The sequence below is a fragment of the Caballeronia sp. 11_S32 genome (genome assembly GCF_056930355.1).
This window is the reverse complement of the sequence record NZ_JBXOWH010000003.1, coordinates 93,357-107,001: the sequence shown is the minus strand read 5'-3', so window position 1 is coordinate 107,001 and position 13,645 is coordinate 93,357. Positions and strand designations below refer to the sequence as shown.

General features: G+C 62.4%; 10 protein-coding genes. 8 read left to right on the top strand and 2 right to left on the bottom strand.

Translation table 11 applies throughout. The annotated features are described in order from the left end of the window. The first annotated feature begins 8 nt into the window (after positions 1 to 8). The 6 genes from AC1Z32_RS11965 to ugpQ are packed head-to-tail and all read left to right on the top strand — an operon-like array spanning position 9 to position 6,258. Positions 9 to 1,229 carry a deoxyguanosinetriphosphate triphosphohydrolase gene (locus AC1Z32_RS11965; RefSeq protein ID WP_483478905.1) on the top strand — a complete coding sequence of 407 codons (1,221 nt, stop codon included), beginning with the start codon at positions 9 to 11 and terminating at the stop codon, positions 1,227 to 1,229. A 46-nt stretch (positions 1,230 to 1,275) separates the two neighbouring features. Beyond that, positions 1,276 to 2,601 (top strand): sn-glycerol-3-phosphate ABC transporter substrate-binding protein UgpB, encoded by a 1,326-nt coding sequence (gene ugpB, locus AC1Z32_RS11960; protein WP_483478904.1) that lies wholly within the window; start codon positions 1,276 to 1,278, stop codon positions 2,599 to 2,601. Between the two features lie 58 nt (positions 2,602 to 2,659). Then, positions 2,660 to 3,544 carry a sn-glycerol-3-phosphate ABC transporter permease UgpA gene (gene ugpA / locus AC1Z32_RS11955; protein ID WP_483478903.1) on the top strand — a complete coding sequence of 295 codons (885 nt, stop codon included), beginning with the start codon at positions 2,660 to 2,662 and terminating at the stop codon, positions 3,542 to 3,544. After that, positions 3,541 to 4,386 carry a sn-glycerol-3-phosphate ABC transporter permease UgpE gene (gene ugpE, locus AC1Z32_RS11950; protein WP_483478902.1) on the top strand — a complete coding sequence of 282 codons (846 nt, stop codon included), beginning with the start codon at positions 3,541 to 3,543 and terminating at the stop codon, positions 4,384 to 4,386. Before ugpA ends, ugpE begins: the two co-directional genes overlap by 4 nt. A 16-nt stretch (positions 4,387 to 4,402) precedes the next feature. After that, positions 4,403 to 5,488: a sn-glycerol-3-phosphate import ATP-binding protein UgpC gene (locus AC1Z32_RS11945; protein ID WP_483478901.1), complete on the top strand. Its 1,086-nt coding sequence runs from the start codon at positions 4,403 to 4,405 to the stop codon at positions 5,486 to 5,488. Positions 5,489 to 5,502: 14 nt separating this feature from the next. Beyond that, positions 5,503 to 6,258 carry a glycerophosphodiester phosphodiesterase gene (ugpQ, locus tag AC1Z32_RS11940; RefSeq protein WP_483478900.1) on the top strand — a complete coding sequence of 252 codons (756 nt, stop codon included), beginning with the start codon at positions 5,503 to 5,505 and terminating at the stop codon, positions 6,256 to 6,258. A 5-nt stretch (positions 6,259 to 6,263) separates the two neighbouring features. On the opposite strand, the gene AC1Z32_RS11935 is transcribed toward ugpQ, so the two are convergent. Both AC1Z32_RS11935 and AC1Z32_RS11930 read right to left on the bottom strand, forming a co-directional pair. Further along, complete coding sequence (locus tag AC1Z32_RS11935; protein WP_483478899.1) at positions 6,264 to 6,641, bottom strand: ElaB/YgaM/YqjD family protein; 378 nt, start codon at positions 6,639 to 6,641, stop codon at positions 6,264 to 6,266. Positions 6,642 to 6,937: 296 nt separating this feature from the next. Continuing rightward, positions 6,938 to 7,663 carry an OmpW/AlkL family protein gene (locus AC1Z32_RS11930; RefSeq protein ID WP_483481613.1) on the bottom strand — a complete coding sequence of 242 codons (726 nt, stop codon included), beginning with the start codon at positions 7,661 to 7,663 and terminating at the stop codon, positions 6,938 to 6,940. 205 nt (positions 7,664 to 7,868) lie between these two features. On the opposite strand from AC1Z32_RS11930, the gene AC1Z32_RS11925 reads away from it, so the two are divergent. Then, positions 7,869 to 8,576, top strand: coding sequence for a transposase (locus AC1Z32_RS11925; protein WP_062608755.1), 708 nt, complete (start codon positions 7,869 to 7,871; stop codon positions 8,574 to 8,576). A gap of 324 nt (positions 8,577 to 8,900) precedes the next feature. Then, on the top strand, positions 8,901 to 13,604 hold the full coding sequence (locus AC1Z32_RS11920) for a glutamate synthase-related protein (protein WP_483478898.1): 4,704 nt from the start codon (positions 8,901 to 8,903) through the stop codon (positions 13,602 to 13,604). Positions 13,605 to 13,645: the final 41 nt, after the last annotated feature.

Sequence of the window (13,645 nt, the reverse complement as noted above, 5' to 3'; positions counted from 1 at the left end):
AGCAGCCGGTGAGCGAAAAAGAACAGCAACTTCCGCCGGGCGCGCCGTCGACGCTTGCGCTCGAAGCGCATCTCGCGCCGTACGCCGCGCGCTCGTCGCAATCGCGCGGCCGCCGCTATGCCGAAGCACCGCCCGCCGCGCGCACCGAGTTCCAGCGTGACCGGGATCGCATCGTCCATTCGACGGCGTTTCGCCGGCTCGAATACAAGACGCAGGTCTTCGTCAATCACGAAGGCGATCTCTTTCGTACACGCCTCACGCACAGTCTGGAAGTGGCGCAGATCGCGCGATCGGTCGCGCGCAATCTGCGGCTGAACGAAGATCTCGTCGAGGCCATCTCGCTCGCGCACGATCTCGGCCACACGCCCTTCGGTCACGCCGGGCAGGACGCGCTGCACGAGTGCATGCGCGATCACGGCGGCTTCGAACACAATCTGCAAAGTCTCGCGGTCGTCGACCAACTTGAAGAGCACTACGGCGCGTTCAACGGGCTGAACCTGTGCTTCGAGACGCGCGAGGGTATTCTGAAGCATTGCTCGCGCGAGAATGCGCGCAAGCTCGGCGATCTCGGCGAGCGCTTTCTCACGGGCAAGCAGCCATCGCTCGAAGCGCAGATCGCGAATGTCGCCGATGAAATCGCGTACAACAATCACGATGTCGATGACGGCCTGCGCTCCGGCCTCATCACGCTCGAACAGCTTTCCGAAGTGAGCCTCTGGCACACGCACTTCGATGCGGCGCGCGCCGAGTATCCGAACATCGAAGGGCGCAGGCTGATTCACGAGACGATCCGCCGCATCATCAATACGCTGATCGTCGATCTGATCGAGGCGACGAGCCGCAATCTCGAACGCGCCGCGCCGCAATCGCTCGACGATGTGCGCAATGCGCCGCCGCTCGTCGCGCACAGCGATGAAGTCGCGGCCCAGGCGGCGCAGCTCAAGCGCTTTCTGTTCAAGAACCTGTACCGGCACTATCGCGTGATGCGCATGGCGAACAAGGCGAAGCGCGTGGTGACGGGCCTTTTCGAAGCCTTCACCGACGATCCGCGTCTCTTGCCGCCCGCGTATCAGGCGCGCCTGCCGGTGGCGGAGGAATCCGCGAACGATGCGCCTGCGTCGAGCCGCGGCAGCTCGCAGGCGCGGCTCATCGCGCATTACATCGCCGGCATGACCGATCGCTATGCATTGAAAGAGTATCAACGCCTGTTTGTCATCGACAACAACTAATATCGCGCGTTTCAAGCGCGAAACCCTCGAAAAAGGAGACTCATCGATGAGCTGCAAGCCCTTGTTCCGTTCGATCTCGGCCGCGGCCGTTCTGGCCTTCGGCGCCAGCACCGCGGCCCACGCCGCGACGGAAATCCAGTTCTGGCACGCGATGGAAGCCGCGCTCGGCGAGCGCGTGAACGACATCGCCAACGACTTCAACAAGACACAGAGCGATTACAAGATCGTCCCGGTGTTCAAGGGCACCTATGACCAGACGCTCGCGGCGGGCATCGCGGCGTATCGCAGCGGCAATGCGCCCGCGATCCTGCAAGTCTACGAAGTCGGCACCGCGACGATGATGCAGGCGAAGAAGGCTGTCGTCCCGGTCTACGATGTCTTCAAGCAGGCGGGCGTGCCGCTCGATGAAAAGGCCTTCGTGCCGACCATTTCCGGCTACTACAGCGACGCGAAGACCGGCCATCTGATCTCGATGCCGTTCAACAGTTCGACGCCCGTTCTCTACTACAACAAGGACGCGTTCAAGAAGGCCGGTCTCGACCCGAACCAGCCGCCGAAGACCTGGGCCGATGTCGAAGCCGACGCGAAGAAGCTGAAGGCCGCGGGCTACTCGTGCGGTTATTCGTCGGGCTGGCAGAGCTGGATTCAGCTGGAGAACTACAGCGCGTGGCATGCCGCGCCGTTCGCGACGAAGAACAACGGCTTCGACGGACTCGACGCCAAGCTCGAATTCAACAAGCCGCTGCAGGTCGCGCACATCCAGTTCCTGCAGAAGATGGCGAAGGAAGGCACGTTCACGTACGTCGGGCGCAAGGACGAGCCGGTGTCGAAGTTCTATAGCGGCGATTGCGGCATCATCACCAACTCGTCTGGCTCGCGCGCGACCATCGCGAAGTATGCGAAGTTCGATTACGGCGTCGGCATGATGCCCTACGACGCGAGCGTGAAGGGCGCGCCGCAGAACGCGATCATCGGCGGCGCGAGTCTGTGGGTGCTGTCGGGCAAGGATGCGGCCGTGTACAAGGGCGTCGCGAAGTTCCTCGCGTATCTGTCGACGCCGGAAGTCGCGGCGAAGTGGCATCAGGACACGGGCTATCTGCCGGTCACGCAGGCCGCCTACGAGCTCACGCAAAAGCAGGGCTTCTACGAGAAGAACCCCGGCGCGGACATCGCGATCAAGCAGATGATGAACAAGCCGCCGCTGCCGTACACGAAGGGCCTGCGTCTCGGCAACATGCCGCAGATCCGCACGATCGTCGATGAAGAACTGGAGCAGGTCTGGGCCGACAAGAAGACGCCGCAACAGGCGCTCGACGCATCGGTGCAACGCGGCGACGAACTGCTGCGCCGCTTCGAAAAGACCGGCAATTAAAGGCCCGCGCCCGCGCGTTCTTGTTCCTCTGGCGCGGGCGCCGTTCAGGATACTCCGAATGGAAAAACGGTCTCGTTTCGATACGAGCGTCCTGCCGTATCTGCTCGTCGCGCCGCAACTCGCGATCACCGCGCTGTTCTTTCTCTGGCCCGCGGGCGAGGCGCTCTGGCAGGCCACGCAAAGTCAGGACGCGTTCGGCACGTCGAGCGAATTCGTCGGGCTGGCGAACTTCAAACAGTTGTTCGCCGATCCGCTCTATCTCTCGTCGTTCAGCACGACGATGATCTTCTGCGCGCTCGTCACCGTGTCTGGCCTCGTGATCTCGCTGCTGCTCGCCGCATGCGCCGATCGCGTCACGCGTGGAGCTGCGGCGTATCAGACGCTGCTCATCTGGCCGTATGCGGTCGCGCCCGCGATCGCCGCCGTGCTGTGGTCGTTCCTGTTCAATCCGAGCATCGGGCTCGTGACGTATGCGCTCGCGAAGCAGGGCATCGTCTGGAATCACGCGCTCAACGGCACGCAGGCGATGTTCCTCGTCGTGCTCGCGTCGGTGTGGAAGCAGGTCAGCTACAACTTCCTGTTCTTCTACGCAGGTTTGCAAGCCATTCCGCAATCGCTGATCGAAGCGGCCGCCATCGATGGCGCCGGTCCCGTGCGACGCTTCTTCGGCATCGCGCTGCCGCTCCTGTCGCCAACGAGCTTCTTCCTGCTCGTCGTGAATCTGGTCTACGCGTTCTTCGATACTTTCCCCGTCATCGATGCCGCCACCGGCGGCGGTCCCGCGCAGTCGACCAAGACGCTCATCTACAAGATCTTCGCGGAAGGCTTTCAGGGGCTCGATATCGGCAGTTCGGGCGCGCAGTCGGTCGTGCTGATGATGATCGTCGTCGCGCTGACCGTGATCCAGTTCCGCTTCGTCGAACGCAGGGTGCAATATTCATGATCGAGAACCGTCGCGGCTCCGATTTTTTCTGTCACGCGGTGCTGATATTCGGCGTCGCGCTGATCGTGTTTCCGGTGTATGTCGCGTTCTGCGCGGCCTCGATGAACTCGAAGGAAGTGTTCAGTGTGCCGCTCTCGCTCGTGCCGAGCTCGCATCTCTTCGAGAACATCGCGCATATCTGGACGTATGGCAGCGGCAATGCGGCGGCGCCCTTCGGGCTGATGCTGCTCAACAGTCTCGTGATGGCGCTCGTGATTTCGATCGGCAAGATCGCCGTGTCGATCGTCTCCGCGTACGCGATCGTGTTCTTCCGCTTTCCATTGAAAAATCTCGCGTTCTGGCTCATCTTCATCACGCTGATGCTGCCCGTGGAAGTGCGTATTTTTCCGACGGTGCAGGTTGTCTCGTCGATGCATCTGTCGAACACGTATGCCGGCCTGACGCTGCCGCTGATCGCATCGGCAACGGCCACGTTCCTCTTTCGCCAGTTCTTCATGACGCTGCCCGACGAACTGATGGAAGCGGCGCGCATCGACGGCGCGGGCCCGTTGCGCTTTTTCTGGGACGTCGTGCTGCCGCTCTCGAAGACGAACATCGCGGCGCTCTTCGTCATCACGTTCATCTACGGCTGGAATCAGTATCTCTGGCCGATTCTCATCACCAATCAGGTGTCGCTGCAGACGGCGGTGGTCGGCATCAAGAGCATGATCGCGTCGGGCGATACCGCGACCGAATGGCACTACGTGATGGCGGCGACGCTGCTCGCGATGCTGCCGCCGCTCGCCGTCGTCCTGACGATGCAGCGCTGGTTCGTGCGCGGACTCGTCGATGCCGAAAAATAACGGAGACCTTGAATAGATGGCTGCGCTGAATCTCAAAGGCGTGAAGAAAACCTACGACGGCTCGCAGTACGTGCTTCACGGCATCGATGTGGCGATCGAGGACGGCGAGTTCGTCGTCATGGTCGGGCCTTCGGGCTGCGGCAAGTCCACGTTGCTGCGCATGGTCGCGGGACTCGAAAGCGTGTCTGAAGGCGCGATCGAAATCGGCGGCAAGGTCGTGAACAAGCTGGAGCCGAAGGATCGCGACATCGCGATGGTGTTTCAAAACTACGCGCTCTATCCGCACATGAGCGTCGCGCAGAACATGGCGTATGCGCTGAAGATCGGCGGCGCGGACCGCGCGACCATCGACGCGCGCGTGGCGAACGCCGCGCGTATCCTTGAACTCGAGCATCTGCTCGCGCGCAAGCCCCGCGAACTGTCGGGCGGGCAGCGGCAGCGCGTCGCAATGGGCCGCGCGATCGTGCGCGAGCCGGCGGTGTTCCTGTTCGATGAACCGCTGTCGAATCTCGATGCGAAGCTGCGCGTGCAGATGCGCCTCGAAATTCAGCGTCTGCATGCGCGTCTGGCCACGACGAGCCTTTACGTCACGCACGATCAGATCGAGGCGATGACGCTGGCGCAGCGCGTCATCGTGATGAACAAGGGCCACGCGGAACAGATCGGCGCGCCGACCGAAGTGTACGAACGTCCGGCGACGGTGTTCGTCGCGAGCTTCATCGGTTCGCCGGCGATGAATCTGCTCGAAGGGCGCCTGTCCGAAGACGGATCGACTTTCAACGTCGCGGGCGATGGACCGAAGTTGCCGGTCGCGGGCGCAAACGGCTTGACGAGCGCGATGCACGGGCGCGAGTGGATCGTCGGCATCCGTCCCGAGCACATGACGCCGGGCAATGGCAACGCGCCGGGCGCGACGCTCGACGTCGATTCGGCCGAACTGCTCGGCGCGGACAATCTCGCGCACGGCAAGTGGGGCAAGCACGATGTGGCGGCGCGCCTGCCGCATGAGCATCGGCCGCAGCGCGGCGAGCGGCTCGCCGTTTCGTTGCCCGCGAAGCATCTGCATTTCTTCGATCCGGCGACAGGACGGCGCGCGAACTGAATGGAGCACATGCGATGAGAACCTGGCCTTATCCCGCGATCGTCGCGCATCGCGGCGGCGGCAAGCTCGCGCCGGAGAACACGCTCGAGGCCATCGACGTGGGCGCGCGCTTCGGCCACAAGATGATCGAGTTCGACGCGAAGCTCTCCGCCGACGACATCGTCTTCCTGCTGCACGACGACGCGGTGGATCGCACGTCGAATGCGCGCGGTGCGGCGAAAGTGATGAGCTACGCCCAGTTGAGCGCGCTCGACGCGGGCACGTGGTTCAGCGCCGAATTCGCGAACGCGCGCATGCCAACGCTCGCGCAAGTGTACGAGCGATGCATGAAGCACGGGCTTGCGGCGAACATCGAGATCAAGCCGAGCCAGGGGCGCGACGTGGAAACGGGCGTGCTCGTCGCGCGCGAGGCGGCGCACTTGTGGGCGGACGCCGAACCCGCGCCGCTGTTGTCATCGTTTTCATATGCGGCGCTTGCGGCCGCGCGCGATGTCGCGCCGAATCTTCCGCGCGGCATCCTGTACGAGCGCATCCCGGAGAACTGGCGTGCGCAGAGTGCGGCGCTATCGTGCGTTTCGTTGCACGCGAATCATCGCGCGCTCGATGAAGCGCTCGTCGCGCAGATCAAGGATTCCGGCTTGCGCATCCTCGCCTATACCGTGAATGATCCGGCGCGCGCGCGTCTGCTCGCGCAATGGGGCGTCGATGCGATCTGCACGGATCGCATCGACCTCATCGGCGCGGATTTTCTGGAAGGCTCTTCCGGCTGAAGATGTCAGCGCACGCGGGCGAGCAGCACACCCGCGACGAGCGCCAGCCCGCCGACGAGCACAATGGTCTGCCAGGGCTTTTCGTGAATGTAGGCGTCGGCGTCTTCGAACACGGCGCCGGCGCGCTCCCGAAACGCGGTGTGCGTATCGTTCAGACGTGCGCGAGCGCTATCGAGGCGCTCGCTAATCTGGGCGCGCAGCGCCGCGGCATCGGCTGAAGTGCCTTCGGCCAGCGCGCTTTCGAGTTCGCTCAGCAGCGTGCGCAGTTCGGCGCCGATATCCTCGGCTGCTTCACGGCCATGCCGCGCCATGCGTCGCGCGCGGCGGCTCGTCGTGGTCCATGAATCTCCGATGGCGTCTCGCGTATTAGGCAGTGCGTTCATAGATCGCTCCGTCGATGGATGAGTCGTGGATATGATCCGCCGAAGTGGCGGGAAACTCATCATGCAGCAAATTCGGTGCCGCCGCCGCGATCATGCGCAAACTTCGGTAAGCGCGACCGCGACACATTTTCCACGCGCGCACCCACGTAAGAACTGCAAGCGATTCCTTCCCGCGAAGGTCACATTTACAAGCGCCGCTGAAAAAGAAAACGCCGGCATGCGTGAATCATGCCGGCGTTTTCTTTCTTTTTCGATGATGCTTATTTCGTCGTTACATGCTTCTGTGCAGTTTGTCTTTAAAAGCGATAGCCTACGCGCAAATACGTGACGATCGGGTTGATCGTGATTTTCGCCTGCGACTGAACATTGAGCGTGCCGACAGGCGTTTGCGCCTGTGTGTTCAGCTTCGCCGTGGCCTTCAAAGGAATGAACGACACGGAAAATCCGGCGAACCAGTGTTCTGTGAAATTGTAAGTCGCGCCGACATTAAAGACGGGCGCCCACGAACTATCCGTGTCGACCGTGGTCGGACCATGCAGAACCGAGCCCTCGAATTGCTGGTTTGTGATTTGCGCGTCGCTGTACCAGGTATAGGTCACGCCAAGACCAACATACGGACGGAACTTCGCGTTGGGAGCATTGAAGAAGTATTTGAACAGCAGTGTCGGGCTCCATTGCTTCGCGGTGCCGAGCGTGCCGTACGGCGAGAGGGTGCCGGTGCCTTTCAGGTCGAAGGTCGGCGGCACGCCCATTTCGAGTTCGGCCGCGATATGGTCGGTGGCGAAGTAGCCGACTGTGAAGCCGGCGGTGTCAGCGCTCGAGATGCCTGCGCCTGTGCCGGGAACATCGATATTGACCGGAGATCCGCCTACACTTGTTTCTTTGAGCGGACCGCTGCTGTCTTGCGGGGCAAAGTGAAACCAGCCTCCGGTTACATAGATGGATCCGGCAGATTGCGCATGTGCCGCGGTGGACACGCACGCTAATGCCGCGATCACCGTGATGACTTGTTTTATTTTCAATTTGTGCTCCTCCGAAAAAGCACGCTCATTATGAACACAACATTTCACATTAACCATAGCGGTGCCGTAGAGCATTTTCCCTAGGGCAAAGAGCGGCTTTGGGGCCTCGTTGCACGGCACTTGCATGTGATCGTCCACGCTGCCGCATCGGCTCCTGATGGCCCCCGAACGGGGTAACACAAACGCGACCAACGGAATATCCAGAATGGCACGGCTTGCACGACTCTACGTTCCCGAACAGCCGCAGCATGTCATCCTGCGTGGTCTCGACCAGCAACCCGCCTTCGTCGACGACCAGGACTACGAGCTCTTCATCGACTGCTTGAGGACTGCTTCACGTGATCATCACCTCTCCATCCACGCCTATGCGCTGATGCCGCAAGCGGTGCATCTGCTCGTCACGCCTCGCGACGAGTCCAGCCTGCCCAAAGCGATGCAGGCCGTGGGACGCCGCTACGTGGCGCACTTCAATCGACGTTACATGCGACGCGGCACGCTCTGGGAAGGCCGCTATCGTGCCACGGTCATCGAGGGCGAGCGCTACTTTTTGCTTGCCACACGCGTCGTCGAGATGGCGCCCGTGCGCGCGCAACTCGTCGCGGCGCCACAAGACTACAAGTGGTCCAGTTACCGTCATCACACCGGACTCACGCTCGATGGCCTCATCACCGACCATCCGCTCTTCTGGTCGCTCGGCAACACGCCGTTCGAGCGCCAGCACGCCTACAAGGAACTGTGCGAACAGCCGCTCGACGAGCGCGAGGCCAACCGTCTCCTGCAAGCGACGCTCAAGGGCTGGGTGCTCGGCAGCGATGCTTATCGCGAATGGGCGTCGCATGCGGCCAACCGCCGGGTCTCGCCGCTGCCGCGCGGGCGACCGCGTAAGGTCCGCGAAACCCCGCAGCCCCAATAACGGCCCGGAGCGTCAAACCTGAAGCAAAAATGAAACGGCGTCTCGAATTTTCGAGGTTCGCCGTTTCTTTTTTATGATCATTGCTATGTCCCTAATATATTGGGGCGCGTTTGCACCATATTGATAATTGGTGCCATATCATCAAGTTTTATTTGCCATCTTTTTGATTCGTCGCGTATATTTCGTTTTCCGGCGATTGCCGCGGTGCAGCGTGCCGCGCACGACCGTGCTTCGTGACACATCAAGTTGAAAAAAGACCGTCGCAAGCAACAAGAAAATGGTTCAACGGCCGAGTCGGCCCCTCACAGTAGAGACGGTGTCCCCATGAACGATCATCAGCAACCGGCAGTCGGTTCGCTTCCCGCCGCGCAGGGCATGTACGACCCTGCGAACGAACACGACGCCTGCGGCGTCGGCTTCGTCGCCCATATCAAAGGGAAAAAGAGCCACGAGATCATTCAGCAGGGTCTCAAGATTCTCGAAAATCTCGATCACCGCGGCGCGGTTGGCGCCGATCCGCTGATGGGCGACGGCGCGGGCATCCTGATCCAGGTGCCGGACGGCTTCTATCGCGAGGAAATGGCCAAGCAGGGCGTGACGTTGCCGCCGGCTGGCGAGTACGGCGTCGGCATGATCTTCCTGCCGAAGGAGCACGCATCGCGTCTCGCGTGCGAGCAGGAGTTGGAGCGCACGGTGAAGGCCGAAGGCCAGGTCGTGCTCGGCTGGCGCGATGTGCCGGTGGATTCCAACATGCCCATTTCGCCTACCGTGAAGGCGAGCGAGCCGCTGATCCGCCAGATCTTCATCGGCCGCGGCAAGGACATCGTCGTGACGGACGCGCTCGAGCGCAAGCTGTACATCATCCGCAAGACGGCGAGCCACCGCATTCAGGCGCTGAAGCTCAAGCACGGCAAGGAATACTTCGTGCCGTCGATGTCGTCGCGCACGGTCGTCTATAAAGGTCTGCTGCTCGCGGGTCAGGTCGGCGTGTATTACCGCGATCTGCAGGACGAGCGCGTCGTGTCGGCGCTCGCGCTCGTGCACCAGCGCTTCTCGACGAACACGTTCCCGGCGTGGGAACTCGCTCACCCGTACCGCATGATCGCCCACAACGGTGAAATCAACACCGTGAAGGGCAACGTCAACTGGCTGAACGCGCGCACCGGCGCGATCGCGTCCTACGTGCTCGGCGACGATCTGCCGAAGCTCTGGCCGCTGATCTATCCGGGCCAGTCGGACACTGCATCGTTCGACAACTGCCTCGAGCTGCTCGTGATGGCCGGCTATCCGCTCGTCCACGCGATGATGATGATGATCCCGGAAGCGTGGGAACAGCACACGCTGATGGACGACAACCGCCGCGCGTTCTACGAATACCACGCCGCGATGATGGAGCCGTGGGACGGCCCCGCCGCGATCGCGTTCACGGACGGCCGCCAGATCGGCGCCACGCTCGACCGTAACGGGCTGCGTCCGGCGCGCTATCTCGTCACCGACGACGACCTGGTGATCCTCGCGTCGGAATCCGGCGTGCTGCCCATTCCCGAATCGAAGATCGTCCAGAAGTGGCGTCTGCAGCCGGGCAAGATGTTCCTGATCGACATGGAGCAGGGCCGCATCATCCAGGACAAGGAACTGAAGGACAACCTGTCCAACGCCAAGCCGTACAAGAGCTGGATCGAAGCCGTGCGCATCAAGCTCGACGAAATCGAGCCGAAGGCGGAAGACGTCGAAACGCAACGCCGCGAAGCCGCCGCGCTGCTCGATCGTCAGCAGGCGTTCGGCTACACGCAGGAAGACCTCAAGTTCCTGATGGCGCCGATGGCGCAGGCGGGCGAGGAAGCCGTTGGCTCGATGGGCAACGACTCGCCGCTCGCGGTCATGTCCAACAAGAACAAGACGCTCTACAACTATTTCAAGCAGTTGTTCGCCCAGGTGACGAACCCGCCGATCGACCCGATCCGCGAAAACCTGGTGATGTCGCTCGTCTCGTTCATCGGTCCGAAGCCGAACCTGCTCGACACGACCAACATCAACCCGACGATGCGTCTCGAAGTGTCGCAGCCCGTGCTCGACTTCAAGGACATCGCGAAGATCCGCGCGATCGACAAGTACACCGGCGGAAAGTTCGGCTCGTACGAACTGAACATCTGCTATCCGGCGGCGTGGGGCAAGGAAGGCATCGAGGCGCGCATCGCATCGTTGTGCGCGGAAGCGGTCGATGCCGTGCGTTCCGGCTACAACATCCTGATCGTGTCCGATCGCAAGATGGACCGCGACAACGTCGCGATTCCCGCGCTGCTCGCCACATCCGCGATTCACTCGCATCTCGTCGCGCACGGTCTGCGCACGAGCACGGGTCTCGTCGTGGAAACGGGCTCGGCGCGTGAAACGCACCACTTCGCGCTGCTCGCGGGTTACGGCGCGGAAGCCGTTCACCCGTATCTCGCGCTGGAAACGCTCGCCAACATGGCCGAAGGCCTGAAGGGCGATCTTTCGGCCGAGAAGGTGATCTACAACTTCACGAAGGCAGTCGGCAAGGGCCTCCTGAAGGTCATGTCGAAGATGGGCATTTCGACGTACATGTCCTACACCGGCGCGCAGATTTTCGAAGGCGTCGGCCTGTCGGCGGAACTCGTCGAGAAGTACTTCAAGGGCACGGCGTCGAAGGTCGGCGGCATCGGCATCTTCGAAGTGGCGGAAGAAGCGATTCGCCTGCATCGCGATGCATTCGGCGACAACCCGGTCCTCGCGAACATGCTCGACGCGGGCGGCGAATACGCGTATCGCGTGCGCGGCGAAGAGCACATGTGGACGCCGGACGCGATCGCCAAGCTGCAGCACTCGGCGCGCAGCAACTCGTACCAGACGTACAAGGAATACGCGCACATCATCAACGACCAGACGAAGCGTCATATGACGTTCCGTGGTCTGTTCGAGTTCAAGGTCGAACCGACGAAGGCGATCCCGCTCGACGAAGTGGAATCGGCGAAGGACATCGTCAAGCGCTTCGCGACCGGCGCGATGTCGCTCGGCTCGATCAGCACGGAAGCGCACGCCACGCTCGCTGTCGCGATGAACCGCATCGGCGGCAAGTCGAACACCGGCGAAGGCGGCGAGGACGAAACGCGTTATCGCAACGAACTGCGCGGCATTCCGATCAAGAACGGCGATTCGCTCCAATCGATCATCGGCAAGGAAGTCATCGCCGACATCCCGCTCAAGGACGGCGATTCGCTGCGCTCGAAGATCAAGCAGGTCGCGTCGGGCCGTTTCGGCGTGACGGCGGAGTATTTGTCGTCGGCGGACCAGATCCAGATCAAGATGGCGCAGGGCGCGAAGCCGGGCGAAGGCGGTCAGCTGCCGGGCCACAAGGTTTCGGATTACATCGGCAAGCTGCGTTACTCGGTGCCGGGCGTCGGCCTCATCTCGCCGCCGCCGCACCACGACATCTATTCGATCGAAGACCTGGCGCAGCTCATTCACGACCTGAAGAACGTGAATTCGTCGTCGAGCATTTCGGTGAAGCTGGTGTCGGAAGTGGGTGTCGGCACGGTCGCCGCGGGTGTCGCGAAGGCGAAGGCGGATCACGTCGTGATCGCCGGTCATGACGGCGGCACGGGCGCATCGCCGCTGTCGTCGCTCAAGCACGCCGGCACGCCGTGGGAACTCGGTCTCGCCGAAACGCAGCAGACGCTCGTGCTGAACCGCCTGCGCGGCCGTATCCGCGTGCAGGCCGACGGCCAGATGAAGACCGGCCGCGACGTCGTGATCGGCGCGCTGCTCGGCGCGGACGAGTTCGGTTTCGCGACGGCGCCGCTCGTCGTCGAAGGCTGCATCATGATGCGCAAGTGCCATCTGAACACGTGCCCGGTCGGCGTCGCGACGCAGGACCCGGTGCTGCGCGCGAAGTTCACGGGCCAGCCGGAACACGTCGTCAACTACTTCTTCTTCGTCGCGGAGGAAGTGCGCGAAATCATGGCGCAGTTCGGCATCCGCAAGTTCGATGACCTGATCGGCCGCGTCGACCTGCTCGACATGAAGAAGGGCATCGAGCACTGGAAGGCGAAGGGTCTCGACTTCTCGCGCATCTTCTATCAGGTGCCGGATGCGGAAGGCGTCGCGCGCAAGCATGTCGATGTGCAGGATCACGGTCTCGACCGCGCGCTCGATCACACGCTGATCGAGAAGTCGAAGGCGGCGATCGAGAAGGGCGAGCATGTGTCGTTCATCCAGCCGGTGCGCAACGTGAACCGCACGGTCGGCGCGATGCTGTCGGGCCTGATCGCGAAGAAGCACGGCCACGACGGTTTGCCGGATGACGCGATTCATATTCAGCTGAAGGGCACGGCGGGCCAGAGCTTCGGCGCGTTCCTCGCGAAGGGCGTGACGCTCGATCTCGTCGGCGACGGCAACGACTACGTCGGCAAGGGTCTGTCGGGCGGGCGCATCATCATTCGCCCGACCAACGACTTCCGCGGCAAGTCCGAGGAAAACATCATCTGCGGCAACACGGTGATGTACGGCGCGATCGAAGGCGAATCGTATTTCCGCGGCGTAGCGGGCGAGCGCTTCTGCGTGCGCAACTCGGGCGCGACGGCGGTCGTCGAAGGCACGGGCGATCACGGCTGCGAATACATGACGGGCGGCACGGTGGTCGTGCTCGGCGAGACGGGCCGCAACTTCGCGGCGGGCATGTCGGGCGGTATCGCGTTCGTGTACGACCCGGACGGCACGTTCGCGGGCAAGTGCAACAAGTCGATGGTCGCGCTCGATCCGGTTCTGCAACAGGCGGAACAGGAGCGCACGATTGATCGCGCGCTGTGGCACACCGGCAAGACCGACGAAGCGCTGCTCAAGGGCCTGATCGAGCGTCACTTCCAGTTCACCGGCTCGCCGCGCGCGAAGTCGCTGCTCGAGAACTGGGACTCGGCGCGCCGTCAGTTCGTGAAGGTGTTCCCGACCGAGTACAAGCGCGCGCTCACCGAGCTCGGCGCGAAGAAGGGCAAGGAAGCGGTCGCGGCTTAAAGCCCGGTCTCACAAGTCATAGAAAGGCTCTCCGGTGCGAG